Origin of the sequence: Corallococcus sp. RDP092CA (genome assembly GCF_041903675.1) — a bacterium.
Lineage (GTDB): Bacteria > Myxococcota > Myxococcia > Myxococcales > Myxococcaceae > Corallococcus.
Window position 1 is genome coordinate 220,457 of sequence record NZ_JAYESI010000005.1, and the last position, 25,863, is coordinate 246,319.

The window sequence follows — 25,863 nt, forward strand, 5'->3', positions numbered from 1 at the left end:
GTCAGAGCGAGTCCAGGAACGTGAGCAGCGCGGCGCGCTCCCTGGGGGACATGCGCTGCACGGCCTCGCGTGAGGCCTTCGCCTCGCCGCCGTGCCAGAGGATGGCCTCCAGCACGGAGCGCGCGCGGCCGTCGTGGAGCAGGCGCGTGTGGCCGTTCACGGTGGCGGTGAGCCCCAGGCCCCAGAGGGGCGGGGTGCGCCACTCGGTGCCGGTGGCCTGGTGGTCCGGGCGCCCGTCCGCGAGCGCTTCGCCCAGGTCGTGCAGCAGCAGGTCCGTGTACGGCCAGATGCGCTGGTTCGACAGCTCCGGGAAGCCGGGCAGCTCGCCCGTGGTGGTCGTGGGGCGGTGGCAGCGGTCGCAGCCCGCGCGCAGGAACGCGGCCTTGCCCGTGCGCACGTCCTCGCGGTCCGCGCCCCGTCGCGCGGGCACGGCGATGAGGTGCGAGTAGTCGGAGAGGGAGGCGAGGTTGGCGGCGTCCACCTCGGGCTCGCCGCCCGTGGCCCCCTTCAGGCACTGCGACTGCGCGGCGGTGCACGGAGGCTGGGGGAACAGCGCGGAGGTGAGGCCCATGTCGCCCAGCAGCGCGCCCGCGGCCTGGTGCTCCAGGTCCGGCTGGTTGGCCTTCCAGCCGAAGCGGCCGAGCACCTCTCGGCCCTCCCTCGCGTTCCAGACGCGGTTGGGGCGGCCCCGGATGCCGTCGCCATCGCGGTCGTCGGGGTCGGCCCAGGCGAGCAGCGTCGCGTCCGGGATGGCCGACAGCAGGCCCAGGCCCACCATGGGCTGCGCGATGCGCGGGGACAGGCGCACGTCGGGCGCGAGCGGGCCATAGCCCAGGTCCACCAGCGCATAGCGCGGCGACTGGAGCGTCACGCTGGCCTCGCCCTGGAGGGGCATGGGGGCCAGGGACGCGTAGGTCACCTGCACCTGGCCTTCGGCGGGGACACCCTCGATGGCGCGGGGCTGGAACTGGTCGCCGTAGGTGGGCTCCGGCATGGGCTCACCGTGCGGGCCCGCGCCGGGCACGGAGAGGCGCACGAGCAGGGACGCGGGCGCCTTCGTGTTGCCGGTGACGGGCGCGCCCCGGCCGTTGGCGACGTGGCAGGCGAGGCACGAGGTGGCGTGGAAGAGCGGGCCCAGGCCGTCGCGGTCGCGCTGGCTCGCGGGCGCGGGGACCCAGTCCACCTCGAAGTTGGCCTCGCCCAGGAGGAAGCGCGACCTGCACTCCACCGTGATGTTGGCCAGGGGCTGCACGAACGCTTCGGGGCCGGCGTGGAACACCGTGGTGTCGCCACCGGAGCGCGGCTCGTCCGGGTCGAGCGGCGCGACCTCCAGCGGCACCTCCTCCGGCGTGTCGCTGGGCGGGTCACCCGGCGACGGCGAGGGCGTGCCCCCGCCGCAGGACGCGAGCAGCAGGGCGAGGAGGCTCGCGGGGAGCGTGATTCCGAAGCGCATGATGTGTGTCTACGGCAGGGTCACGGGGCGGGGCGTGGACACATACGACGGCGCGCCTTCCCCCAGCCCCAGCTGCCCGCTGAGGTTGCTGCCCCAGATGAGCACACTTTCGTCGCGCGCGCGGGCCAGCGCGTGCTGGGCTCCCGCGCCGAGCTCCACGACGGGCAGGTCCGTGGCCACGCGCGCGGGCTTGACGCGCTGGCTCGTGTCTCCCACGCCCAACTGGCCCGTGGTGTTGAGGCCCCACGCCCAGGCCGTGCCGTCACCGCGCAGGGCCCAGCTGGAGTTGTTCGCGGCCACCACCGCCGTGGCCCCCGTGAGCTCCAGCACGGGCGTGGGCTGCGCGCGGCCACCGCCGAAGCCCGCGTCCCCGTGGCCCAGCTGCCCGGACGTCCCCGTGCCCCACGCGCGCACGGTCCCGTCCGCCAGCAGCGCGAGCAGGTGGCTGCGCCCGGAGGCCAGCTGCTCCACCTGCTCCAGGTGGGGCACGCGCTCGGGAGCGGCCTGCACGCGCGCCTCCGTCTCGCCCGTGCCCAGCACCCCGTCCCGGTTGTAGCCCCACACGGACACGGTGCCGTCGCGGTGCAGCGCCGCGGAGTGTTCGCTGCCCGCGACCACCTGCACCACGTCGGTGAGGTCCGGCACGGCGGTGGGCTCCGTCACCGCGGCGCCCTCCTCGCCCAGGCCCAGCTGGCCGCGCGCGTTGACGCCGAAGGCCCAGACCTGGCCGCTCGCGTCGAGCAGCAGCGCGTGCCCCGTGCCCAGCGCCACGCCCACCACGTTCTTCACGCCTTCGACCCGGTGCGCGCTGCCCGCCACCGCGCCCCCTGCGTCGAGCTGGGACGCCAGCGCGCCGCACAGCCACGCGCGCCCGTCCGAGTCGAGCCACGCGGTCGTGTCCATGGCGGACACGGTGCCGATGGGGCGCTGGTCCTCGAGCGCCAGCGCCGGGAGGGCGCGCTCGTCCGGCGTCACGTCGCAGCGCTGGCCGGACCCGTTGTCGCCCCACGACGCGAAGCGCCCGTGGTGCAGCACGCCCGTGTGGCTGAGGCCCGCGCCCAGCTCCGGCCCCGCGGAGAAGGGCACGTCCTGCGTCGCCGTGTTGCCCGCGGCATCCGTGGCGGACACGTGCAGCACGTGCGCGCCCGGTGGCACGAGCAGCTCCATGGCCAGCGTGGAGCCCGCGACGGACAGCGTCCGCGAGCCTCCGTCATCCAGCCACACCTGCACCCGGGTGGCGTCTCCCACGTCCCCCGCCAGGCGCAGGCGGCTCACCCCCAGCCGCTGGCCCGGCGCGGGCGCGTCGATGCGCAGCACCGGGGCCTCGGTGTCGGGCGGCGTGACGGCGGGGTCCTCTCCAGGAGAGGACTCGCCGCACGCGCAGAGCGCCAGCAGCAGGAGCGCGGCCTTCTTCACGGCAGCGTCACCTGGATGGGCTCCGAGTACGCCCACGACTCCTTCGCGGCGGGGCCTCCGCCCACGCTGCCCTTGAAGTTCCAGCCCCAGCCGTAGATGGAGCCGTCGCTCCGGATGCTCACCGCGTGGAGCGCGCCCGCGCCGAACGTCTTCACGTTCGTGAGGCCCACCACGGGCGTCGAGGGCGACGTGAGCGACACCTTGTCGCCCGTGCCCAGCGAGCCGGTGGAGTTCTGGCCCCAGCCCACCACGGTGCCGTCCGCGCGGAGCGCGAAGCTGATGGTGCCGTTGGCCACCACCGCCGTGGCGTTGGTGAGGTTCAGCACCGCCACCGGCACGGCGCTGGTGCCATCCGCGCCGCTCAGCCCCTGGCCCAGCTGGCCATTGAGGCCCAGACCCCAGGCGACCACGCTGCCATTCGCGCGCAGCGCCAGCGTGTGGTCCTTGCCCGCCGCGATGTCCACCACGTCCGTCAGCCCCGGCACCTGCGCGGGCCGCGCGTGCGAGTCGCTGTCCTTGGTCCCCAGGCCCAGGTTGCCGGAGCTGTTGCGGCCCCACGTCCACACCGTGCCATCCGCGCGCAGCGCCACGGAGTGCTCCGAGCCCGCGGCCACCTGGACGACGTCCGTCAGGTCCACCACCTTCACCGGCACGTCGGAGGCGGCCTGCGCCGAGCCGTCGCCGAGCTGCCCCGCGTTGTTGGCGCCGAAGGCCCACACCGTCCGGTCCTCCGCGAGCACCAGCGCGTGCGAGAAGCCCCGGACCGCCGTCACCGCGTCCGTCAGCGACGGCACGCGCTCCGGCGCCCAGCGCGTCGCGGTGTCCTGCGTGCTGGAGCCGGGGACGCCCAGGCCCAGCTGCGCGTTCTTGTTGTCACCCCACGTCCACACCGTGCCGTCCATGCCGACCACGAGCGAGCTGTTCTGTCCGAACGCCACCGCGCTCACGGCGGGCAGCCCCGTCAGCAGCAGCGGCGAGGGGGAGTAGCCCAGCTCCGGCCCGGGCTGGCCCACGCCGAGCTGCCCCAGGTTGTTGTTCCCCCAGACGTACACCTTCCCGTCGCGCAGGAGCGCCGAGTGCGAGCCGCCGCCGCTCACCCACCGGCCGAAGCGGAAGTGGGCCTGCTGCTCGGTCGTGTTGCCCGCCTCGTCGCGCGCCCGCAGCACGAGCGTGTTGTCGCCGCGCCCGGGCGTGAGCGTGAAGGCGAAGGCCCCCTGCGCGTCCGGCGTCGCGGTGACGGCCTCCTCCGCGCCGCCGTTGAGCTGCCAGGTGAGGCTCGTCACGGCGACGTTGTCCGTGGCCTGACCCGTGACGCGCACCTGGTACACGGTGAGGTCCTGGCCCTCGGTGGGGCTGGTGAGCGCCAGCGTCGGGGCCTGCGTGTCGACGGTGGGCGCCACGTAGGTGAAGTGCAGCGTCGCCTCGGCGGTCTGGCCCGCCGCGTCCGTGACGCGCAGGAGGAGGGTGTTCCCACCCGCCACCGCGTCCACGGGCACCGTCACCGCCTGCTCCGTCTGGCCCGGCGTGACGGGGACGTCCGTGGCGCCGCCGCCGTTGTGCGTCGCCGTCAGCGTCGCCAGCCCGCCCTCCGCGTGCACCACCGCCTGCACCTGCACCGGGCTCGCCTCCAACTGGGCGCCCTCGGTGGGAGAGGTGAAGGACACCGTGGGGGCCGCGGCGTGCGTGCCCGCGTCCACGCCCGCATCCGTGTTGTCCGAGGGCCGGGGCGTCGGGTCATCGTCACCGCACGCGCCCAGCAGCAGCAGCGCCGCCACCCACGCACTCCGCATCGCCTTGTGTCCTCGCATGGACCTGCCTCGCTGGCCGTTCACGGATTTCCGCTTCGGCTGACTAAGTTGATATTGATTCGCAAAGTCGATTCGATGCGGGCGTGTATCGCGGCAGGCGCCTCACGCGCAAGGGGGGTGGGGTGGGGGCGGCGATCGCACTTGCCGTCCGCGTGCCCCTTCACCGCGTGCGGTGCGCGGGTTGGCACGACACGGTGGCGCATCGCCCGCGACGTCCTCGCCAGAAAGACAGACATGGGGGCTTTCGAGGTGGCTTTCATCCCTGGCTCCAGCGTGAGGGACACGCCGTCCGCGGCCCGTGCCGCCGGCGTGTCGGAAAGACAGACATGGACACGAAGCAGCGACGTCAGCGTGGCATGACGCTGTTGGAGATCATGGTCGTCGTCACCATCCTGGGGCTCATCGCCGCCGCCGTGGGCGTGACGGTGCTGGAGCAGTTCGGTCAGGCGAAGCGGCAGCGGGTGGGGCTGGACTTCCGCTCGCTGGGCCAGGCGCTCCAGCTGTACGCGATGAAGCAGGGCCGGATGCCGGACACCTCCGCGCGGCTGCGCGCGCTGGTGGAGGAGCGCATCCTCCCGGAGCTGCCCCGCGACCCGTGGGGCCATGACTCCGTGTACACGCTGGACCGGGGCGTGCCGGCCCTCGTGTCACTGGGCGCGGACGGCGCACCGGGCGGCGACGGAGATGAGCGGGACCTCTCGTCACTCGACCGGGACGCGCGGTCCCGGGAGTGACGCGAGGAGGAAAAAGGGTGCTGCCCGAGTGGAGAAGCCGCGATTGGGTGGCGTATCAGGCCAAGGCGGGTTCGAACCGCGAGCCCCATGTGGGTGGAGCTTATCCGGTGCGTGTAGGGCCTCTCCGGCCGGGCAGCACGCCCAGGGACGCGGGCGCCGCGAAACTCCTGACGGGGAATCTTCGCGGCCGCGCCGTCAGTCCGTGGGGAAGGTGTCGAGCGTGAGGGACTCCGGCGGGACCTTCAGCTCGCGCGGCAGCTTGAGGACGCCGTCCAGGTAGCGCCAGCCAGCGCCGTCGTGGCGGAAGTCCGAGCGCTCCACGAAGGACCGGTCCTTTCCCTTCTCGAACACCTTGGCGAAGAAGAGGACGCGGGCGAGCCCCGACGCGTCCGGGGGCTGGTGACCCAGCACCACCAGCCCCGGGTACTGGTGGGACTGGGCGGAGTCGCGCAGCTCGCGCAGGGCGTCCGCTTCTGGACGGGCCTTCAGCGGGTGGTGGGGGTGGAGCGTCTTCCAGAGGTAGGCGGCGTCGCGCAGGGCGAAGGCGCTGTAGCGGCTGCGCATGAGGCGCTCGGCGTCGGGCGGCTCCGCCTCGCCTTTGTGGAAGGGGGCGCAGCACTGCTTGTAGCGCTGGCCGGAGGAGCAGGGACACAGGGGGGCGGGGGGCATGGCGGGGCCCAGCCTACCCGGGTTCCCGGTGTGGACGGTCGGGTGGCGGACCCGGGCGGGGGCCTGGGGAACCTTCGCCCTTGCGGGGCAGGGGGGCAGGGCATATCCCTGGCGGCCACGCCCCCTTATGAGCCTGCTCGAAGCCATCGTCCTGGGTCTGGTCCAGGGTCTCACGGAGTTCCTGCCCATCAGCTCCACCGCGCACCTGCGCATCGCGCCGGAGCTGTTCGGCTGGCCGGACCCGGGCGCGGCGTACTCGGCCATCATCCAACTGGGCACGGTGGCCGCGGTGCTCATCTACTTCCGCAAGGACATCGTCGCGCTGGTGAAGGCGTTCGTCGTGGGCCTGGTGAAGCGGGACCCGTTCGGCACGCTGGAGGCGCGGCTCGCGTGGTTCGTGGGCGTGGGCACGCTGCCCATCGGCATCTGCGGGCTGGCGTTCAAGAAGCTCATCGAGACGCAGTTCCGGTCGCTCTACATCATCGCGGGCAGCCTCATCGTGCTGGCGGTGGTGCTGTTCGTCGTGGAGAGGCGCGCGTCGCACCAGCGCACCGTGGCGGACATGACGTGGAAGGACGGCATCCTCATCGGCCTGTGGCAGGCGCTGGCGCTGGTGCCGGGCTCGTCGCGCTCCGGCACGACGCTCACGGGCGGCCTGTCGCTGGGGCTCAAGCGCGAGGACGCGGCGCGCTACTCGTTCCTGCTGTCCATCCCGGCGACGACGCTGGCGGGCATCTTCGAGCTGAAGCACCTGCTGGAGGCCACGGAGCGTCCGTCGACAATGGCGCTGGTGGTGGGGACGCTGGTGGCCTTCCTGTCGGGCATGGCGGCCATCGCGTGGCTGTTGAGCTTCTTGAAGCGGCGCACCACCTTGGTGTTCGTGGTGTACCGCATCGCGCTGGGGTTGCTGCTCCTGGGGCTGTTGCAGGCGAACATCCTCAAGCCGATGTCCGGCGTGGAGAACCTGGCGACGCCGGAGGCCCCGACGAAGCCGCCGGTGGAGAAGCAGATCACGGATTGAGGGAGGGAGAGGTCGTGCGTGTGCAGGCCCTGTTCGATGCGCTGGAGACGCGGCTGACGGCCAGGCCCGCGCAGACCTTCGAGTGGAAGGGCCGGGCGCTGCGGGAGGCCGCGGTGCTGGTGCCCCTGTTCGAGCGGGACGGCGTGCCCCACATGGTCTTCACCCGGCGGCCCGCCACCCTGCGCACGCACGCGGGGCAGTATGCGTACCCGGGCGGCGGCCAGGAGGCGCGGGACGTCACGCCGCTGGAGACGGCGCTGCGCGAGACGGAGGAGGAGCTGGGCATCTCGCGCGCCCACGTGCGCGTGCTGGGCCTGCTGGATGAGACGCCCACCACGTCCGCGTACCGCATCCGCCCCTACGTGGGGGTCATCCCGGGAGATGGGAGGTACGTGCCCAACCCGATGGAGGTGGACCTGGTGTTGGAGGTGCCGCTGGCGCGCCTGCTGGACCCCTCCATCCTCCGCGTGGAGCGGCACCTGTGGGAGGGGATCGAGCACGACGTGCACTTCTACACGCACGGGGAGCACGTCATCTGGGGGGCCACGGGGCGCATCCTGCGCAACTTCCTGCAGTTCGTGGTGGAGGTGCCGGGCGTCCAGGGGCTCCTGGACGCTCCCTCGCCTGCCGGGCGCTGAGCCTCGGGGGCCCGGGCAGTCGGACGGGCCGGGCGGGAGGATGCCTTGTCGCCTCCGAGGGGAGGTCCCACGTTGAGGGGCAGACCCTACGAAGGGACGCGACGTGGATGGTGGTGATGGGCACGGAGCCATGGAGGTGAGGGAGGCCGCGCTGGTGGCGCTGGGCGAGCTCCTGCGTGCCTCGGGGTATGCCTTCACGACGGTGACGCCGGAGACGCACCGGCGGGTGAACGCGCGGCCGGAGGCGAAGGTGGCGCATTCGGTCCGGGACGTGTTCGGGTGGAGTCGCCCCTTCGGGCCGGGCGTGCTGGAGCCCCGGATGGTGGAGTTGCTGGAGGCGTCGGGCGCGCTGGTGGATTGCGGGGACGGGACGCACCGGAGCCGGGTGCGGTTCTCCAGCCTGGGGCCGGGGCTGTATGTGCATTCGGCGTGGCCCACGTCGGACAGGGACGCGGTGTTCTTCGGGCCGGACACCTACCGGTTCTGCGCGTTGCTCCAGCGGGTGCCGGGCAGTTTCCAGCGCGCGGTGGACCTGGGGTGTGGCTCGGGGGCAGGCGGCCTTTCGGTGGCGGCGAGGAGCACGGAGGTCGTGCTCGCGGACTTGAATCCGGAGGCGCTGGTGTTCTCGCGGGTGAACGCGAGGCTGAACGGCGCGCAGGGCGTCCAGGTGGTGCACTCGGACCTGCTGCGGGACGTGTCCGGCCGGTTCGATTTGATCATGGCGAATCCGCCGTACCTGGCGGACGCGGACGGGCGCACGTACCGCGATGGTGGCGGCACGCACGGCACGGAGCTGTCGGTGCGCATCGTGCGTGAGGCCGTGGAGCGCCTGGAGCCGGGCGGCACGCTGGTGCTCTACACGGGCGCGCCGGTGGTGGAGGGTGAGGACCTCCTGCGCAGCGCGCTGGAGCCCGTGTGGCGGGGCGCGCCGTTCATGGAGGTGCGCTACGAGGAGCTGGACCCGGACGTGTTCGGCGAGGAGTTGGAGAAGCCGCCGTACGCGGGCGTGGAGCGCATCGCGCTGGTGGCGCTGATGGCGCTGCGGGGGTGAGGCGGGAACGCGAGCTTTCACGGAGCTGTCGCGGCCCCTGGGCTCATCAGCTCCTCCGCTTCAAGCGGCGCGACGGCTTCCCTGGCGGAACCTTCTTGGGATGACGTGGCCCCGTGATGGCCCTGGCGAGGCGGCGACGCGGAGATTCATCACGCACGTCGTGGTGGATTCCAGGTCCGGATGGCTCACCCAGTTCGGATTCGAGCTGTTCGATACTCGGGAGGCTGCTTTCGAGACGCACCGGCAAGGCTTGCACGAGCTGATATTCGGCCACCCCCATCGGCTTGTTCGTGTCGCGCAGGGCGTACTCGGCGATGACGCGGCTCTTGGTCTTGCAGAGGAGGATGCCGATGCTCGGTCCGTCGTGCTCGCCGCGCATCTTCGCGTCGACCGCGCTCAGGTAGAAGTTGAGCTTGCCCGCATGCTCAGGTTCGAACTCACGCGCTTTGAGTTCGACGACGACGTAGCAGCGGAGTCGCAGGTGGTAGAAGAGCAGGTCGAGGTAGAAATCCCGACCATCGACTTCCAGATGGACCTGGCGACCGACATACGCGAAGCCTGCGCCAAGCTCGAGCAGGAAGCGCGAGATGTGGGTGACGAGGGCGTCCTCAAGCTCCCGTTCACTTGCCTCAGCGCTGAGCGTGAGGAAATCGAAGCGGTATGGATCCTTCAGGCTCTCGCGCGCCAGATCCGACCGCGGTTCGGGCAATCGCTCCGCGAAATTGGTGACGGCCTTGCCTTCGCGCTCAAGCGTGCGTTGTTCGATGTGCAGTGCAAGGGCTGCACGTGACCAGCCATGCTCAATGGAGCGCGCGGCATACGCGAGGCGCTCCTGGGCGGACCTGAGCCGGGTGAGCAGGACCAGGTTGTGCCCCCAAGGCAATTGTCCAACAGGCTGTTGGACAATTGCAGCCTCGTCCGGCCAGGCCTCCGCGAAAGCCCGCATGTACATCAGGTTCGCGCGGGAAAAGCCCTTCATCTCCGGGAATGCGGCGCGCAAGTCCGTGGAGACGCGCCCCACGATGCCTGCCCCCCAACCGGCTCGCCGCTGACGGACGAGGATGTCACGGCCAATCCGCCAGTAGAGCGCGAGAAGCTCGCGGTTCACAGCCAGGGTCGCACGTTGCCGCGCGGTGTGGATGCGAGCCTTCACGTCGGCGAGCCATGCCGCGTAACCCGAGGGGGTGCGGTTGAGCGCGGCAGGTGCTGATGACAGTGCCTTCTCTGAACCCGTCTGCGTGCGAGGCGTGCTCGTGCGCTGGTGGCGACCGGACTTCGTCCGTGAGGTCATGGTCCTCCCTGGGGCTCGCCTATCGGGGCGAGGGCCTCGGCCATGGGTTTCAGGAGAACGCCGTCCGCGCCGGGCATTTCATGGGAGCACGTCAATCCATGGGACGGTACTGCATGACGGACGTGCCGGAAATGATGGCGTGCCCGCTCAGGGCTGACGGCCCACGTCGCAGCGGGCGGAGGCCTGGCGTGCGAGGTCTTCCGCCACGGAGCGCAGCAGGCTTCCCAGGACCGGCGTGCCGGAGGAGGACGCCTCTCCCTGGGTGAGCCAGCGCGCCATGCGCCCCAGGCTGGCGGCGGTCACCACCTGGAGCCGCACCTCCACCTGCACCACGAAGTGCTCATCCGCTTCGGGCTTCGCCTCCAGCGTCCACGCCACGCGCTCCAGCTCCAGCGTGTCCACGCCCCCGGGCAGCTCGCGCCCGTCCAGCAGGTAGCCGTCGCGGGTGAACGCGAGCACCTGCGTCACCCGCGCGCTGTCCAGGTGCGCGTCGAACCAGAAGGCCCGTCGCCTCCAGAGCGTCAGCTCCACCTCCAGCTTCCCCGCGAGCCCCAGCCGCACCAGCCTGTCCAGCTCCGGCGAGATGAAGGCGCGCGCCTCCGGCCGGACCATCACGCGCCTCCCCGAGAGCGTCGCGGTGCAGGCGGCGGAGGACTCCTCCGCCCTCGCTGTCGACGCGAGCAGGCACGCCGCGACGACCATCGCCGCGCCACGCCTGCCCTGTGTGCCGTGCCTTCCCATGGCTCAGAAGGTCCGGTTGAACAGCAGGCGCGCTTCGGGCGTGAGCCGGATCCGGTCGTCGATGCGCCACGCCGCGTCGAGGCGCACGCTGTCACCGAAGTGGAAGCTGGCGCCCATGCCCAGCCGCGGATCCGCCCACGCGGACGCGGCGTGCACGGAGCCCAGGTCCGCGAAGATGCCCAGGCCGTGCCAGCGGTACTCGGCGCTCGCGAGCACCGAGCTGTCACCGCCCCGCAGCTCCTTGAAGCCAAAGCCTCGCAGCGCGGTCCAGCCGCCCAGCGCCTCCTGCTTCTGGAGCGGCAGGTCGTGGCCCGTCGCGGCCCGCAGGCGCAGGCTCAGGCCCGTGTGCCAGTTCATCGGCAGGTCCATGGCGACGTCGCCCACCAGCTTCCAGAAGCGGGTCTCCGCTCCGTCCGCTCCGGGGCCCTCGCCGACCTCCATCGTCACGAAGCCGCGCAGCGCGGGCTCGCGCTTCTTGTTCGTGTGGCGCTCGAAGAGGGTCGTCTCCGGCGTGCGGAAGAGCGAGCCCACGCGCGTGCCGCGCTCCGCCGCCGCGCTGTACTCCAGCCGCACCACCGCCGAGCGGAAGCGCCCCTCGTTCACCGGCGCGTTCGGGAACGGCGGGTCGTCGTCGCGGAAGAGGCTGAGCGGCGGCGTGAACGACTGGAGCGAGCGCATCGTGTCGCCGCGCACCTCCACGCCCGCGAGCCACGACCGGGCCCAGCGCCAGGTGGCGAAGGCCGTGAAGCCCTGGCGGCGGAAGTAGTCCCGGTCCGGCCGGTTGATGAGGAACGAGTAGAGGTACGAGTCGAAGTCCCCCATCCGCCAGCGGTCCAGCGTGTCGATGAAGTCGTGCACCTGCGCGCCGAGCTCCTCGATGCCCAGCGCGGGCAGCTGCACCTTGGCGCCGCCCAGCAGGTTGACGCGGCGCTGGCGGCGCGTGCCTTCCGGGTCGTCCGGCAGGCGCTGTCCCCCCAGCCGCAGGGGAATGAAGAAGGCGCCCTCCAGCGTCGTGTGCACCCGGTCCCGGGAGTCGAAGAAGCGCAGGCTCGCCGAGAGCCCCGGGGCGAAGCCCGTCACCTGCGTGTGCACGGGCAACAGGTCCACGTCCAGGTCCGGAGGACGCGGGCGCACGTGCACGATCAGCCGGTTCCCCTCCAGCGTGAAGCCGTCGCTCCCGAGGTCGCCCCACCCGTGGAACATCCGGCTCCAGCCCAGCTCGAACTCCACGCGCTCGTGGCGCCGCGACCCGCGCTTCGCTTCCTCCTGCGTGCGGTAGCGCCGGGTGCCGTCAGGCTCGCGCTCCTCGACGATGCGCACGCGCGTGCGCTCGTCCTGGAGGTCCTCGCTGTCCACGGTCCGCAGGAAGGGCAGCCGTGACTCCAGCCGCTCCAGGGCGCGGCGGGCATCGCTGCGGAGGAAGACGTCACCGGGCTCCAGGCCCAGGGCGTCTCGCACGCGCACCGCCATCGCGTCGTCGACGCCTCGCACCTCCACGGACTCCAGCCGGCCCTCGTCCACCGTCACGACCAGGCGGCCATCGGGCGACAGCGTGGCGGACACCGTGGCCAGCAGATAGCCGTCGTCCTCGCGGAGGGCCTTGAGGACGCGCCCGAGCGCGGCGTCCAGGCCACCCAGCAGGATGCCGGGGCGGAAGGCCCCAGCCTCCCGTCGCGCCAGCCACCGCTTGGGAGGGCGAGGTGGCGGGCATGGGCTGACGACCCGCCACGTCCCGCGGCGCTTGTGGATGCGCAGGGTGGTGACGTCCTCGTCATCGTCCGCGTCGAGGTGATGCGAGGGGCGCTCGAACAGCGGGCCCCACAGCTCCTCGGGCCGGAGGTCCTGGAGGCCTGCGATCTCCAGCGACGTGATCGTGGGGTTCTCCTCCAGCGTCACTTCGAGCAGCGCCGGGCCGGAGTCGGTGACGCGGACGCGGGGCTCCACGCGGGCGAAGAGGCCGGTGCGCGCCAGGCGGTGCAGCAGGGTCTGGATGGCCGTGGCCGTCAGGGGGCGCGAGTCCTCCGCGGAAGGTGCGCCCACGAGCTTGCGGACCCGCGCGTCCGTGAGCCGCTGGAGCCCGCGAAGCTCCAGGCCCGTGGGGGTGAGCCCCTGGCCGTCGACCTCGACCTGCAAGGCCCCAAGCACCGTGGAGTCCGAGAGGTCGCCCTCGTCCTCGGTGAAGGGGTCCGGGCACGTCGAGTCGCTGGAGTCCTCCGAAGCGGCTTCGCCTTCCGCTGGAGGAGGCCGCGTGTCGGCGGCGGACGACGCGTTGGAAGCGCTCCCTTCTTGCGGGGTGCGAGGCGCGTCACCGACCGCGGGCGTGGAGGAGCGGCTGTCATCCGGTGCGGGATGAGCGGGAGTGTCCACGGCGGAGGTGCCGGCATCCGGTGCCGGTTGGCCCAGGGCCGCGAGCGAAACGAAGCAGAGCGCCAGTGCGAGACGGTTCATGAAGGGCGGCGGGAGCATGGTCCGTTCCAGGTGGGGCCTCACGGCAAGTGCCCGGAACGACGAAGGGTGAGCTGGCGGGTCGATGTCATGGACACATCCGGATGTGTCGGGCGGTTGTGGCCGTGACATCACCGGGCCTCGCTTCCGCGGCTCACGAGGCGACGGGCAGGCCCAGGGCCTTGATGCGCCGGTAGAGGTTGCCGCGATCCACCTGCAGGAGGCGCGCGGCCCCGGCGATGCTCTCGCCTTCCCGGAGCGCCGCGCGGATGAGGTCTCGCTCGAAGTCCTCCACGTGCTCGCGGTAGCTCTTGTCCCCCAGCGCCTTGCGCGGCGCGGGCACCGCGCCCGTGGGGGCCGCCACCGCGTCCGGTCCCAGCTCCAACGGACCGTCGCCTCGCAGCAGGTTCAGCCGTTCGATGACGTTGCGCAGCTCGCGCACGTTCCCGGGCCATGGATAGGCGCGGAGCGCGGCCTCCGCTCCCGGCGCGAGCACGAGCGGCGTCCGGGGTCCCGCGAGCTCCGCGGCGAAGACGCGCGCGAGGGGCAGCAAGTCCTCGGGGCGCTCGCGCAGCGGCGGCAGGTGCAGCGGCAGCACGTTGAGCCGGAAGAAGAGGTCCTGGCGGAAGCGGCCCTCCTTCACCGCCCGGCCCAGGTCCTGGTGCGTGGCCGCCAGGATGCGGACGTCCACGGGCACTGGCAGCGTGCCGCCCAGGCGCTCGACCTGACGTGTCTCCAGGACGCGCAGCAGCTTGGCCTGGAGCTCCAGCGGCATGTCTCCCAGCTCGTCCAGGAACAGCGTGCCCCCCTGCGCCTGCTCGAAGCGGCCCGCGCGCCGGGCCACCGCGCCGGAGAACGCGCCTCGCTCGTGGCCGAACAGCTCGCTCTCCAGCAGCGTCGCGGGGATGGCCGCGCAGTTGACCGCCACCAGGCGGCCCTTGCGCCCCGAGGCCTTGTGCAGCGCCTGCGCCACGCGCTCCTTGCCGGTGCCCGTCTCGCCGGTGATCAGCACCGCCGTCTCGCTGGGGCCCACGCGCGCGATGAGCTGGCGCAGGGACTCCATGGCCGGGCTGTCGCCCACCAGGTGCCCTGGCTGGGCCAGCGCGTCCAGCAGCCGCTCGCGCTCCTCGCGCAGGGCGCCCAGCGCCAGCGCGTTGTGGAGCGCCGTGAGGAGCCGCTCGGGGGAGGGCGGCTTCTCCACGAAGTCCGTGGCGCCCAGCTTCAGGGCCTGCACCGCTTCGGAAGGGGACGCCTCACCGGACAGCACCACCACCGGCACGGGCAGCGGCTTCGGCAGGCGCGCGAGCAGCTCCAGCCCGGTCTCTCCCGGCATGCGCAGGTCCAGCAGCATCAGCGCGGGCGGCGCGTCCGGCGCTTCGAGCAGGCGCGCGGCCTCCGCCGTGGAGCGGGCTTCGACAGTCGAGAAGCCTCCGTCTTGCAGCAGTCCCCGCACGGCCCTCAGCACACCGGGGTCGTCGTCGACGAGGAGGATGCGGGCTCCGGTCTTCATGCGGCCACCTGGGAAGCGTCGGAGGAGGGGGTTCGCGGCAGCACCACCTGCGCCCGGGTGCCCCCCTGCGCGCCCGGTTCCAGTCGCAAGGTCCCGCCGTGCTCGTGGGCGATCTTCTGCGCGATGGGCAGGCCCAGCCCGCTGCCGCCGGGCTTGGTGCTGAACAGGCCTCGGGTGAGGACGGGGCCCTCCAGCACGCCAGGGACCCCGCTGCCGCCGTCGCTCACGGTGACGTGCACGCGGCCATCTTCCGTGGCGTGCAGCGCCACGTGGACGGGTGGGGCGTGGGGGGGAGAGGCCTCGGTGGCGTTCTTCACCAGGTTGCCGAAGAGTCGGCGCAGGCCGTCGGGGTCCGCGCGCAGTGACACCTCCTCGCCGGGGTCCAGCACCACGGGGACGGGGGACGTGCCCGCGTACAGCGCGCACACCTCCGCGAGCAGTGGGCGCAGCGCGACATCCTGGAAGCGGGGAGCGGGCAGGCGCGCGAAGGTGGAGAAGCTCTGGGTCATGCGCATGAGCAGGTCCACCTCCTCCTGGAGGAGCGCCACGGCTTCGGCGAGGCGTGTGGGGTCGGGTGGGGCGCCGGCATCCTGCGGAGACAGACGCGCGAGCGACAGCCTCATTGCGGTCAGGGGGTTCTTCAGCTCGTGGGCGAGCGCCCGCGCCACGTCCTGCCACGCGGCGATCTGCTCGGCGGCCTTGAGGTGTTCGCGCTGCTCCTGCAGCTCCTGGCCCATGCGGTTGAACTGGCCCAGGAGGAACTGGAGCTCATCGCGAGCGGGCTCGGGGACGGGGAGGCGGACGGACAGGTCGCCTCGGGAGTAGGCCCGCATGCCGTCCAGCAGCGTGGCCATGGGGCGCGTGAGGACGCGGCCCAGGAGCACGGCGGACACCGCCAGCACGACGGCGGCGATCGCGCCCACCCCGGCGATGAACACGGGCACGCGGCGCACCAGGGCTCGCCGCGCCAGCTCCGCCTGCGCCAGGTTCAGCCGCGCCTCGTCGAGCGCGTCCGGAGGCAGGCCCCGGCGGGTCAGCTCATCGGAGACATTGTCGAGCACGGCCTCCACCGGAGTGATGGAGATGGAGAGCACGCGCTCCAGCACGCCCTGCGCGAGGGCGCCCAGCAACGCCAGCGGGATGAGACCCGCGAGCAGCATGACCGCCAGCAGTCGCCGGCGGAAGCGGAACGGAGGCGGGGGTGAAGCACGGCGCATGGTGTGCCGTTCATATACCCACCGCGGCTGGAGTTCCTGGGGAGGCCGAGGTGGTGGATGGTTCAAGGCGCCACGTTGAGGAGACGCCCCTGCTGAGACCCCACGCCGTGCTCGGGTTCGGCGTGTTCGAGCTGTACGCCGTCTCACCCGAGGGCAAGGTGTTGGCGCGGTATCCGCACATGCCCTGACGGAAGCACGTCCTCAGAACTGTAGATACACGTACGGCCGGGTCTCCAGCGTGGACAGCTGGCGGATGCCCAGGCCCAGCAGCACCAGCACCACGGCCCTCGCGGGCGCGGGCATCTTGAGGAACGCCAGCGCCGCCGTGTCGTAGAGCTTCATCGGCAGCGCGTGCGCAAGCACGGCGATGGCCAGCATGCTCCACACCAGCGGCCCCACGTTCGCCAGGCCCGGGATGCCCGACAGCATCCGCGCGTAGAACTCACCCGCGTGCGCCATGTCCGGCGCGCGGAACACCACGCGCGTCAACACCACCACCGTGAACGTGGCCAGCATCCCGAACGCCACGCGCACCGGGCCCGGCTCCTTCTCCTTGCCCTTGAACCACCACCAGCACCGCACCGCGCACAGCGCCACGCCGTGCACGCCGCCCCACACCGCGAAGCGCCAGTCCGCCCCGTGCCACAGGCCGCCCAGCACCATCACCATCATCAGGTTGAAGCACACCCGCGGCTTCGACCGCCGGTTGCCGCCCAGCGGGATGTACAGGTAGTCCCGCAGCCACGACGACAGGCTCATGTGCCAGCGGTTCCAGAACTCGAACAGGTTCTTCGCCAGGTACGGCCGCGCGAAGTTCTCCGGGAACTTGAACCCGAACAGCGACGCCACGCCGATCGCGATGTCCGAGTACCCCGAGAAGTCGTAGTACAGCTCCAGCGTGTACGCGACCGCCGCCACCGCGCACTCCGCCGACGAGTACGCGTGCGGAGTGCCGAACACCGGATCCACGATGCCGCTGCCCAGCACGTCCGCGATGACCAGCTTCTTCACCAGCCCCACCGCGATGCGGAACAGCGCCTTGTTCCCATCCTCCGACGACAGCGCGGGCACCTCGCGGAAGTGCGCCATCAGCTCCGACGCGCGGACAATCGGACCGCTCACCACGCGCGGGAAGAACAGCATGTAGAGCAGGTGCTCCACGAACGAGTGCTCGGCGCTCGCCTTCCCCTTGTAGACGTCCACCGTGTAGCTGATGGCCTGGAAGACGAAGAACGACAGGCCCACCGGCAACAGCAGGTGGAAGGGCTCCGGCCGCACCTCCACGCCCCACGGCCCCAGCAGCGACGCCGCCGTCTTGCGCAGCAGCTCCAGGTACTTGAAGCCCGCCAGCAGCCCCAGGTTGGAGACGATGGACAGCACCACCAGCAGCTTGCGCACGCCGGGCCGCTCCGTGCGGCCCATCCCCTTCACCAGCAGGTGGTCCACCGTCACGCCGGCCAGGAAGATGAACAGCGGCACCAGCTTCACGACCAGCTCGCCCGGCGGCATCCCGCCCACGAACGCGCTCAGCGGCACCTGGAGGAACGACACGTAGACCAGCAGGCTGCCCAACAGCAGCACCGCCATCCGAGGCCAGTAGTACCGGTGCACCGCCCAGTAGAGCGCGAACACCGCGATGACGAAGACGACGTACTGGAGGCTGTGGGACAGCACGGCTCAGGGCGCTCCCGCGGCGGAGGCCGTCGGCTCGCCGCCCTTCTTCGTGGACTCGTACGCCGCCATCAGGTCCTTCACGAACGCGTTCGCCAGCACCGCGTACCCCTGCGGCGTCAGGTGCACGCCGTCCGCGTGGCCCAGCGGCACCGGCTGCCGCTGCCAGCGCTGCATGGAGCGCTCTCCGCCCATCGCCGCGCGCGCGGACCAGTACGCACACCCGGCATCCCGCGCCACCTGCGGCAGCGTGTTCAGCACCTTCCCCAGCGAAGGCGCCTCGTCCCACCGCCCGCTCGCGTCCCGCTGGAGCCGGTCCGTGGACCCGATGACCAGGCACTCCGCGCCCGTCGCCTTGCGCATGCGCGCGATCAGCGCCGCGTAGTCCTGGCGCAGCCCGTTCGCGTCCAGCCCCGGCAGCTCCGCCTCGTTGGTGCCGTACCAGAACACCAGCAGGTCCGGCCGGCGCGCGGTGAGCTGCGCGTCCATCGCGGGCGCATCCATGTCCCGCGCCGTGAAGGCCGTGGCCCCGGGCAGCCCCAGCGCATCGTACACCAGCCCCGGCGTGTCGTACTCCAGCGACGCGCCCAGCACCGTCGCGCTCCCGCCCCCCTCCGGCACCTTCACCTGGACCGAGTGCGCCACGCCCGTCACCGGGAACGAGCGGATGCGCACCGTGGGCCGCGTCAGCGGCTCGGGCGGCGGCGCTTCCGGCGGGACCTCCTCGCCGTCCACCGTGATTTCAGGCGCCGCGGCCCCGGGCGCGTCCAGCGCGTACAGGTCCAGCCGGCCCTCGCGGTCCTTGTCCTCGGCGCAGCCTTCGCAGAAGGAGATGCCCAGGCTCGCGCCGGGCGCTCCCACCGCGCGGATGCCCGTGAGCCCCCAGATGCCGCCGGGCGTGGTCTTCGCGTCCTCCACCGTCCACGGGCCGTCCAGCGTGCGCGTCACGTGCGCCGCCTCCAGCCGGGGGGACGGCCTGCCCGCCGCGATGAAGCCCCGGCCCGCGTCGCCGAAGCGCTTCGTCAGCGCGTCGCGGACCGTATCGGAGAAGAAGTGCGCCGCCGTGTGGGACGCGCCCAGCTGCGCGATGCCCACGCGCAGCCTCGCGCCGGCCGCGCGGCGGGCCAGCGCCTCGAACGTGCGTCGCAGCGCCGGGGCCGCGTTCTGCAGCCCGGTGGGGTCCGCGCCCGGCACGCGCGGCGGGTGCGTGCGCGCGAAGGCGCGCTGCAGCGCCAGGTCGAACAGGTGGCCCAGCAGGTTGGAGCCGCGCACGCGCGGGTGCACCAGGTCCTCCAGCATCAGGCCGGACTCCAGCCACTTGAGCGCGGAGCCCTCGCCGCCCATCGCCGCCAGCGTGTCGTAGAAGGCGCAGCCGCCCGCGCGCGCCTCCTCGCGGAACACCTCCGCCACCTCCGCCGAGTGCCGGCGGGTGATCAGCTCGCCGCTCAGCGTGCGCACGCCCGCGTCGATGGGCGACATCACCAGGCACGCCGCGTCCGGCACCGCCGTGCGCACGCGCGACACCAGCTCCTTCATCTGCGAGCGGACCTCGCCCAGCGTGGTGCGCTCGCGCGAGAGGAAGAACGCCTCGTTGCCGCCCACCATCAGCACCACCAGCGACGGCTTGCGGTGCTTGAGCTGCGCGCGGAACGCCTGGGGCTGCGCGCGCAGGTACACCTCCGCCATGCCGCCCAGCAGGCCCACCGTGTCGTAGACGATGCCCGGCGTGCCCGACTCCACCGCCACGCCGTGCAGCTCCGTCTTGCCGCTCGCGGTGAGCGTCAGCGTCTTCGCGCCCTCCGGCAGCCTCAGCCGCGCGAAGGCGGCCTCCGCCTTGGAGCCGAACGCGCGCGTCTGGATGCGCTGCGTGTTCTTGCCGTCCACCGCCACCTGCACGGAGCCGTTGGCCGGCTGGGCCAGGAAGAACAGCTCCGCCTCGCGCGCGCCCTCCACCGAGTAGCGCGTGGTCTGCGCCGGGCCGCTCGTGGAGAAGGCCACGCCCGTCCAGCCCACGCGGTCCCTGGGCCAGTGCGTGTCCACCAGCCGCTCCATCTTCCAGCCGTCCGTGCTCGCCGTGCCCGCGCGCGTGGCGCGGCCGGCGCTCGCCAGCCGGTGGACGTAGAGGAAGCCCGGACCGCCCGAGCCGAAGCGCTCCTGGAGCCGGTCGCGCACCACGTCCGTGATGTAGTCGGAGGCGATCAGCGAGTCGCCCAGGTGCACCACCCGCACCGGCGCGCGCCGCGCGTCCGAGCGCAGGTCCCCCAGCGCCTTTATGAACGGCGCCAGGCCGTCCTCTTCGCACGAGCCGTCCGCGCGCGCCTTGCGGCAGTTGAGCTCGATGTCTACGTGCTTCGCGCCCATGCGCTCGCGCAGCGCCTCCAGCTCCAGCGCGGTCGTCAGCGTGGGGGCGCTCAGCTCCTCCAGGCCGATGCCGGGCACGGCCGGGGCCTCGCCCACCTGCGGGCCCGCCCGCGGATCCGTGTCGTTGGCGGCGGCGTCCGCCTCCGCGAGCGCCGCGGGGGGCGCGTCCGGCGCCAGGGTGTCCGAGGGCGGGCGCGGCGCCTTCACGCCGCGCAGGGACGCGGGCAGCACGAGCGCCGCCAGCTTGGGCCCGAGCGAACCTTCCTGACGGAGGCTGGGGAGGGGGCGAAACTTCTCCGGCAATGGCGCCAGGGACAACCCCACCGCCAGCAGCACGGTGAAGGCCAGCGTCCATCCGGTGGATGTGGGCTTGAGGCTCAACGCCGGGGCATGAGACTGGCTTTTCGAGGGCGGGTCAAAACTCTGCCCACATTGTCGCGCCCTGTCCCTCGGAGGGCAGGCGGCCGGGCCCCCTTCCGCCGCTGGCGCGACGCGCTATGGTGCGCCGCCGTGCGCGCCGGGGCCCCAGGCCAGGCGCGTCCCTAGGAGCTCGCACCCGCATATGGCCCTCTACCCCGTCATCATGGCCGGAGGCTCCGGCACCCGCTTCTGGCCGCTGTCGCGCCAGGCCCGTCCGAAGCAGTTCCTCCCGCTGGCCTCCAAGCAGCCGCTGCTCACCGACACCGCCCAGCGCCTCAAGGGCCTGGCCCCGGTGAAGAACACCTTCATCGTGTGCGGCCCCGTGCACGCGAAGACGGCCGCGAAGCTGGTGAAGGGGCTGCCCAAGGGCAACCTCCTGGTGGAGCCCGTGGCGCGCAACACCGCGCCCGCCATCGCGCTCGCCGCGCTCCAGGTGGCCGCGCGCGACCCCCAGGGCGTGCTCGCGGTGCTGCCGTCGGATCACCACGTGGCGGACGTGAAGGGCTTCCAGCGCGCGCTCGCGGAGGCCGCGCGCATCGCGGAGGGCGGCCACATCGTCACGCTGGGCATCAAGCCCGCGCGCCCGGAGACGGGCTACGGCTACATCCAGGTCGGCGACGCGCTGGAGGGCGGCGGCCGCCGCGTGAAGGCGTTCAAGGAGAAGCCCGACCTGAAGACGGCGCAGGCGTACCTGGCCGGCGGCGACTACCTGTGGAACGGCGGCATCTTCGTCTTCCGCGCGGACGTGATGCTGGAGGCCTTCCAGAAGCACATGCCGGAGATGCAGAAGGGCCTGGAGGCGCTCCAGAAGGCCGCGGGCAAGCGCACCTTCCCCGCCGTGCTCAAGCGCGTGTTCCCCAAGCTGCCCGCCATCTCCATCGACTACGGCGTGATGGAGAAGGCGGAGAACATCGCGGTGCTGGACGGCGACTTCGGCTGGTCCGACGTGGGCTCCTTCGCCGCCATCCCGGAGGTGCGCCCCGCGGACGCGCAGGGCAACGTCGTCTCCGGCGACGCGGTGCTGGTGGACTGCACGAACTGCGTGGTGCTGGCCGACAAGCGCACGCTGTCCGTCGTGGGCATGCACGACGTGGTGGTGGTGGACTCCGGTGACGCCGTGCTCGTGGTCCCCAAGGACAAGAGCCAGGACGTCCGCAAGGTCGTCGAGGCCCTCAAGGCCCGGAAGCGCACCCGGCTGCTGTAGGCCCGGAGGCGACCCCGGCGCCTGTTTCACCCCACACATTTCTTCCTGGGGCGCCCTGTCGTTTCTACAGGGCGCCCTGGTTTGTTTTGCGGGGTTTTCTGGCACTCGCGGGTATTGGAGCGTCGCGGGCCGGACGGAAGGGGGCCCCGGGCATGAGGCGCGCGGGTTGCAAGCCCGCCCCGGGTCCGCCCCATTTCCGGGGCGACAGGCGGGGATGGCGATGGGCTGCAAGCGCTGCGCGGGCGAACACCGGGATGGGGAGGCGTGCCCCATCGCCGCCCGGCCTCGGGTTCCGGGGGACTCGCTGGAGGGACAGCGGCACGGGCCGCTGCTCCTGAAGCGCCGGCTGGAAGTGGGGGCGGTGGCGTCGCTGTACCTGGCGGAGTACGTGCCCACGGGGCACCGCTTCGCGGTGAAGGTGCTGCACGCGCACCTGGCGGCCCGGCCCGCCGTGCGCGCGCGGTTCATCGCGGAGGCGCTGGCGCAGCGCAACGTCGTGCACCGCCACGTGGCGCGCGTGCTGGACGTGCGCCCCGGCCCCCAGGGCCTGCCCTGCGTGCTGATGGAGGCGCCGGAGGGCGAGTCGCTGAGCGCGCTGCCCCTGCCGCTGTCGCCAGCCGAGGTGGGCGAGGTGCTGGACCAGGCGCTCGCGGGGCTGGAGGCGGCGCACGCGCGGGGGCTGGTGCACGGGGACCTCACGCTGGATTCGATGTTCGTCACGCGCGACGCGAGGGGGGAGCGGCGCGTGCGGGTGTGCGACTTCGGCGCGGGCGCGGTGCGAGAGGCTGCGCTGTCGCCGGAGGAGCGCGCGCAGGGCGTGACGGTGGGCTCGCCCACGTTCATGTCGCCCGAGCAGTGCGCGGGGATGGACCGGAGCCCGCGCGCGGATGTCCACGCGATGGGCGTGGCGGGCTACCTGCTGGTGACGGGCCGGCTGCCGTTCGGGCTGGGGCGCTCCGCGGACGCGACGCTGTTCCCGCCGCATGCGCTCGACGCGAACGTGCCGCCCGCGCTGTCCACCGTGTTGCTGCGCGCGCTGGCCGCGAAGCCCGAGGACCGGTTCGAGAGCGCGTGGGCCTTCCGGGCCGCGCTCGCGGAGGCGCGGGGCCTGAAGGCGCCGGTGCGGAACGCGTCCGCGGACGCGCCCGAGGACGTCTCCGACGCGTTCGTGGAGGAGCAGCCCGTGACGGCTCGCGGCGACGGCGCCGGAGCTTCAACGGCGCGCGGCGCGGACGACTTCGACATCGTGGAGGACGTGCCGGAGTGGGGCATGGCCTCCACGTCCGTGGAGGACGCGGCGCTGCGCGCGACGGAGGGCGTGCCTTCCGGTGAGGGGGCCATGCGCGCGGACGTCGCCGCGTTCTGGGCCTCCGCCGTGGCGCTGCTGGGGACCGCCGAGCCGCTCGCGACCGGCGCGTCCCAGGCCGGCTCCTCGGGCTCCGCCGCCTCCGGTGCCATGCCGGGCGCGGGGGTGCCCATCCTCCTGGTGCAGCCCGCCGTGGGCCCCGCGTCCAGCGCGCCAGCCAGGACGATGAAGCTGGGCGTCGTCGACGTGAACGCGGTGGACGCCGCGGCGCCCGTCCTGCGGGTGGAGCTGGCCTCGCCCCTGGACGTCTCGCCGCGCCCGGCGGTGAGCCCCACGTCCACGCTGGGCGCCGCGGCCATCCCGTTCATGACCCTGGCGCCCGCGCTGGAGCCCGCGCCCCTTCCGCTGGTGGACGTGGCCGAGGACTCCGCGCCCGCCCCGCTGGTGAACGCCGGGGCGCCGCTGGAGGCCTCCGCGCCTCGCACGGACGCGCCCACGGACCTGCGCGTGCGCCTGGGCCTCACGCCGGGGGAGGCGCTCCAGCGCGTCGCCGTGAGCGACGTCGCCCCCGAGGGCCTCTTCGCCGAGTGCCACGGCGCGCTGCCCCCGCTCGCCGCGCGGCTGACGGTGGAGGTGTCCTTCCGGGGCGAGACGGCCCTGGGCGCCTGCGACGTCGTCCGCCACGTCACCTTCGACGAGGCGCGCGCCTGGAACGTGCCCGCCGGCGTCTTCGTCCACTTCTCCGACGAGTTCCCCGCCCTGGGCCGGCTCCTCTCCCGAGCCCTCCTGGAGGACGCGGAGCCCGCGCCCGACGCGGAGCTCGCCCGCATGCTGGCCCGCGCGGAGGCCGTCGCCCGGGACCCCTACCGCCTGCTGGGCGCGAAGTACGACGCGGACTTCAGCGACCTCCACCGCCGCGCCCAGGCCGCCCTGCGCCGCCTGCTCGCCTTCCAGCGCCGCCCGCTGCCCACCTCGCAGCGCCAGGCCCTGGAGGCCCTGCGCGTGCGCGTGCTGGCCGCGCGGCGGATGCTCGGCGAGCCGCTCTCCCGCGTGGGCTACGACGCCACCCGGGGCAACCTGGGGGGCCTGTCCCGCTGCGTGGCCGCGGGCGTCCCGGAGCCCACCCTGGAGGCCCTGCGCAGCGCCTTCCTGGCCGCCCGGCCGGAGGTGGAGAAGCAGGCGCGCGCCCTGTTCACCCAGGGACAGGCGTTGGAGGTCCAACGGGCCGTCCCCGCCGCGCTGGAGCGCTACGCGGAGGCCCTCAAGCTGGACCCGCTGAACACGTCCTGGCTGAAGCACTACCAGGCGCTGCTGCGGCGGGCGCCGGTGGGCGCCGGGGCCCAGGCGCCCGGGGCCATGGCCTGATGGGCGCCATCAGGTGCCCCCGGGGGTAGGTCCCGCCCCCTTCGGGGACCGTGCGTTCAACAGTCAGCCGGGTGCGTTCGGACGTGTGCAGCCCCCGGCTCCCCTCGTGTAGTGTCCGACGCCTTCCGCTACGCCCTCCCGGTTCTTGTCGAGGGTGGGGACACTGCCATGAACGCGCACATCTTCCGCGAGTACGACATTCGAGGTCTGGTGGACAAGGACCTCACCACCGAGGTGGTGGAGCTGCTGGGCCTGGGTCTGGGCACCATGATCCGCCGCAAGGGCGGCACCTCCATCGTGGTGGGCCGCGACTGCCGCGAGTCCTCCACGCGCTTCCGCGACGCGCTCGCGAAGGGCCTCACCACCACCGGCCTGGACGTCTACGACGTGGGCGTGGTGCCGACGCCGCTGACCTACTTCGCGGCGAACACGCTGCCCGTGGACGGCCTGGCGATGATCACCGGCAGCCACAACCCGAAGGAGTTCAACGGCTTCAAGATCGGCGCGGGCAAGACGACCTTCCACGGCCCGGAAATCAAGGAGCTGCGCCGGCTCATCGAGGCCCGGGACTTCGCGTCCTCCAACAAGCCCGGCAAGGTGACGCCCTTCGACATCATCACGCCCTACAACCACTTCATCCGCCAGACGGTGAAGGTGGGCCGCAAGGGGATGAAGATCGTCATCGACGCGGGCAACGGCACGGGCGGCGCCATCGCGGTGCCCCTGTTCGAGAGCATGGGCTTCGACGTGGTGCCCCTGTACTGCGAGATGGACGCGGACTTCCCCAACCACCACCCGGACCCCACGGTGGTGGAGAACCTCCAGGACCTCATCAAGAAGGTGAAGGAGGTCAAGGCGGAGGTGGGCATCGCGTACGACGGCGACAGCGACCGCATCGGCGTCATCGACGACCAGGGCAACGTGCTCTGGGGTGACCAGCTGATGGTGCTCTTCAGCCGCTACGTGCTGAAGGAGGCCCCGGGCGCGGCCATCATCGGCGAGGTGAAGTGCAGCTACACGATGTACGACGACATCGCGAAGCACGGCGGCAAGCCGGTGATGTGGAAGGCGGGCCACTCGCTCATCAAGTCGAAGATGAAGGAGGAGCACGCGGAGCTGGCCGGCGAGATGAGCGGCCACATCTTCTTCAAGCACCGCTACTTCGGCTTCGACGACGCGGTGTACGCGTCCGCGCGCCTGCTGGAGATCCTGACGCACGAGAAGCAGGCCATGTCGCAGCTGCTCTCCGACGTGCCGAAGACCTTCGCCAGCCCCGAGCTGCGCTTCGACACGACGGAGGAGAAGAAGTTCTCCATGGTGAAGCGCGCCACGGAGCTCTTGCGCGACGCGGGCCACAAGGTGGTGGACGTGGACGGCGTGCGCGTGACGTTCCCGGACGGCTGGGGGCTCATCCGCGCGTCGAACACGCAGCCCATCCTGGTGCTGCGCTACGAGGCCAGCACGGAGGCCCGCGTGAAGGAGATCCAGGCGCTCATCGAGAAGACGGTCGCCCAGGCGCAGAAGGACGTCGGCGCCTGAGCC

General features: G+C 72.5%; 18 protein-coding genes. 7 read left to right on the forward strand and 11 right to left on the reverse strand.

Features of this window, described 5'->3' with window-relative positions; genetic code table 11:
* Position 1: 1 nt before the first annotated feature.
* Genes U8525_RS08445 through U8525_RS08455 form a run of 3 tightly spaced genes read right to left on the reverse strand, consistent with a single transcriptional unit; the run spans position 2 to position 4,677 of the window.
* Positions 2–1,453, reverse strand: a complete 1,452-nt coding sequence (locus U8525_RS08445; RefSeq protein ID WP_374263520.1) for a di-heme oxidoredictase family protein — start codon at positions 1,451–1,453, stop codon at positions 2–4.
* Positions 1,454–1,462: 9 nt separating this feature from the next.
* Complete coding sequence (locus U8525_RS08450) at positions 1,463–2,869, reverse strand: hypothetical protein (protein ID WP_374263522.1); 1,407 nt, start codon at positions 2,867–2,869, stop codon at positions 1,463–1,465.
* Positions 2,866–4,677: an Ig-like domain-containing protein gene (locus U8525_RS08455; protein ID WP_374263524.1), complete on the reverse strand. Its 1,812-nt coding sequence runs from the start codon at positions 4,675–4,677 to the stop codon at positions 2,866–2,868. The genes U8525_RS08450 and U8525_RS08455 overlap by 4 nt, the downstream gene beginning before the upstream one ends.
* Before the next feature lie 326 nt (positions 4,678–5,003).
* Between U8525_RS08455 and U8525_RS08460 the strand changes: the two genes are divergently transcribed.
* Entirely contained in the window at positions 5,004–5,411 is a 408-nt protein-coding gene (locus U8525_RS08460; RefSeq protein ID WP_374263526.1) for a type II secretion system protein GspG, read from the forward strand.
* A gap of 195 nt (positions 5,412–5,606) precedes the next feature.
* On the opposite strand, the gene U8525_RS08465 is transcribed toward U8525_RS08460, so the two are convergent.
* Positions 5,607–6,080 (reverse strand): YchJ family protein, encoded by a 474-nt coding sequence (locus tag U8525_RS08465; protein ID WP_374263528.1) that lies wholly within the window; start codon positions 6,078–6,080, stop codon positions 5,607–5,609.
* Positions 6,081–6,207: 127 nt separating this feature from the next.
* On the opposite strand from U8525_RS08465, the gene U8525_RS08470 reads away from it, so the two are divergent.
* From U8525_RS08470 to U8525_RS08480, 3 genes are all read left to right on the forward strand, one after another.
* Entirely contained in the window at positions 6,208–7,101 is an 894-nt protein-coding gene (locus tag U8525_RS08470; protein WP_374263530.1) for an undecaprenyl-diphosphate phosphatase, read from the forward strand.
* A 14-nt stretch (positions 7,102–7,115) separates the two neighbouring features.
* Entirely contained in the window at positions 7,116–7,739 is a 624-nt protein-coding gene (locus tag U8525_RS08475) for a CoA pyrophosphatase (RefSeq protein ID WP_374263532.1), read from the forward strand.
* 130 nt (positions 7,740–7,869) lie between these two features.
* Complete coding sequence (locus tag U8525_RS08480; RefSeq protein ID WP_374263534.1) at positions 7,870–8,790, forward strand: methyltransferase; 921 nt, start codon at positions 7,870–7,872, stop codon at positions 8,788–8,790.
* Between the two features lie 46 nt (positions 8,791–8,836).
* On the opposite strand, the gene U8525_RS08485 is transcribed toward U8525_RS08480, so the two are convergent.
* From U8525_RS08485 to U8525_RS08515, 7 genes are all read right to left on the reverse strand, one after another.
* Positions 8,837–10,081, reverse strand: a complete 1,245-nt coding sequence (locus U8525_RS08485) for a YhcG family protein (protein WP_374263536.1) — start codon at positions 10,079–10,081, stop codon at positions 8,837–8,839.
* Positions 10,082–10,228: 147 nt separating this feature from the next.
* A complete protein-coding gene (locus U8525_RS08490) occupies positions 10,229–10,783 on the reverse strand; it encodes a hypothetical protein (RefSeq protein ID WP_374263538.1) in 555 nt (184 codons plus the stop codon).
* A 42-nt stretch (positions 10,784–10,825) separates the two neighbouring features.
* Positions 10,826–13,270 (reverse strand): hypothetical protein, encoded by a 2,445-nt coding sequence (locus tag U8525_RS08495; protein ID WP_374263540.1) that lies wholly within the window; start codon positions 13,268–13,270, stop codon positions 10,826–10,828.
* 151 nt (positions 13,271–13,421) lie between these two features.
* Entirely contained in the window at positions 13,422–14,777 is a 1,356-nt protein-coding gene (locus U8525_RS08500) for a sigma-54-dependent transcriptional regulator (RefSeq protein WP_374263542.1), read from the reverse strand.
* On the reverse strand, positions 14,774–15,994 hold the full coding sequence (locus U8525_RS08505) for an ATP-binding protein (protein WP_374263544.1): 1,221 nt from the start codon (positions 15,992–15,994) through the stop codon (positions 14,774–14,776). The genes U8525_RS08500 and U8525_RS08505 overlap by 4 nt, the downstream gene beginning before the upstream one ends.
* 201 nt (positions 15,995–16,195) lie before the next feature.
* Positions 16,196–17,668: an MBOAT family protein gene (locus tag U8525_RS08510; RefSeq protein WP_374263546.1), complete on the reverse strand. Its 1,473-nt coding sequence runs from the start codon at positions 17,666–17,668 to the stop codon at positions 16,196–16,198.
* A gap of 3 nt (positions 17,669–17,671) precedes the next feature.
* Complete coding sequence (locus U8525_RS08515; RefSeq protein WP_374263548.1) at positions 17,672–20,407, reverse strand: GDSL-type esterase/lipase family protein; 2,736 nt, start codon at positions 20,405–20,407, stop codon at positions 17,672–17,674.
* Positions 20,408–20,588: 181 nt separating this feature from the next.
* Between U8525_RS08515 and U8525_RS08520 the strand changes: the two genes are divergently transcribed.
* The 3 genes from U8525_RS08520 (at position 20,589) to U8525_RS08530 (ending at position 25,860) form a co-directional block, all read left to right on the forward strand.
* Positions 20,589–21,650, forward strand: coding sequence for a mannose-1-phosphate guanylyltransferase (locus U8525_RS08520; RefSeq protein WP_374263550.1), 1,062 nt, complete (start codon positions 20,589–20,591; stop codon positions 21,648–21,650).
* A 220-nt stretch (positions 21,651–21,870) separates the two neighbouring features.
* A complete protein-coding gene (locus U8525_RS08525) occupies positions 21,871–24,321 on the forward strand; it encodes a protein kinase (protein ID WP_374263552.1) in 2,451 nt (816 codons plus the stop codon).
* A gap of 168 nt (positions 24,322–24,489) precedes the next feature.
* Entirely contained in the window at positions 24,490–25,860 is a 1,371-nt protein-coding gene (locus U8525_RS08530) for a phosphomannomutase/phosphoglucomutase (RefSeq protein WP_374263554.1), read from the forward strand.
* Positions 25,861–25,863: the final 3 nt, after the last annotated feature.

Bases quoted from the DNA above. Each gene is read 5' to 3' on its own strand.
- U8525_RS08445 (WP_374263520.1), bottom strand. From the start codon at position 1,453: ATGCGCTTCGGAATCACGCTCCCCGCGAGCCTCCTCGCCCTGCTGCTC.
- U8525_RS08455 (WP_374263524.1), bottom strand. From the start codon at position 4,677: ATGCGAGGACACAAGGCGATGCGGAGTGCGTGGGTGGCGGCGCTGCTG.
- U8525_RS08460 (WP_374263526.1), top strand. From the start codon at position 5,004: ATGGACACGAAGCAGCGACGTCAGCGTGGCATGACGCTGTTGGAGATC.
- U8525_RS08465 (WP_374263528.1), bottom strand. From the start codon at position 6,080: ATGCCCCCCGCCCCCCTGTGTCCCTGCTCCTCCGGCCAGCGCTACAAG.
- U8525_RS08470 (WP_374263530.1), top strand. From the start codon at position 6,208: ATGAGCCTGCTCGAAGCCATCGTCCTGGGTCTGGTCCAGGGTCTCACG.
- U8525_RS08480 (WP_374263534.1), top strand. From the start codon at position 7,870: ATGGAGGTGAGGGAGGCCGCGCTGGTGGCGCTGGGCGAGCTCCTGCGT.
- U8525_RS08485 (WP_374263536.1), bottom strand. From the start codon at position 10,081: ATGACCTCACGGACGAAGTCCGGTCGCCACCAGCGCACGAGCACGCCT.
- U8525_RS08490 (WP_374263538.1), bottom strand. From the start codon at position 10,783: ATGGTCGTCGCGGCGTGCCTGCTCGCGTCGACAGCGAGGGCGGAGGAG.
- U8525_RS08495 (WP_374263540.1), bottom strand. From the start codon at position 13,270: ATGAACCGTCTCGCACTGGCGCTCTGCTTCGTTTCGCTCGCGGCCCTG.
- U8525_RS08500 (WP_374263542.1), bottom strand. From the start codon at position 14,777: ATGAAGACCGGAGCCCGCATCCTCCTCGTCGACGACGACCCCGGTGTG.
- U8525_RS08505 (WP_374263544.1), bottom strand. From the start codon at position 15,994: ATGCGCCGTGCTTCACCCCCGCCTCCGTTCCGCTTCCGCCGGCGACTG.
- U8525_RS08520 (WP_374263550.1), top strand. From the start codon at position 20,589: ATGGCCCTCTACCCCGTCATCATGGCCGGAGGCTCCGGCACCCGCTTC.
- U8525_RS08525 (WP_374263552.1), top strand. From the start codon at position 21,871: ATGGGCTGCAAGCGCTGCGCGGGCGAACACCGGGATGGGGAGGCGTGC.
- U8525_RS08530 (WP_374263554.1), top strand. From the start codon at position 24,490: ATGAACGCGCACATCTTCCGCGAGTACGACATTCGAGGTCTGGTGGAC.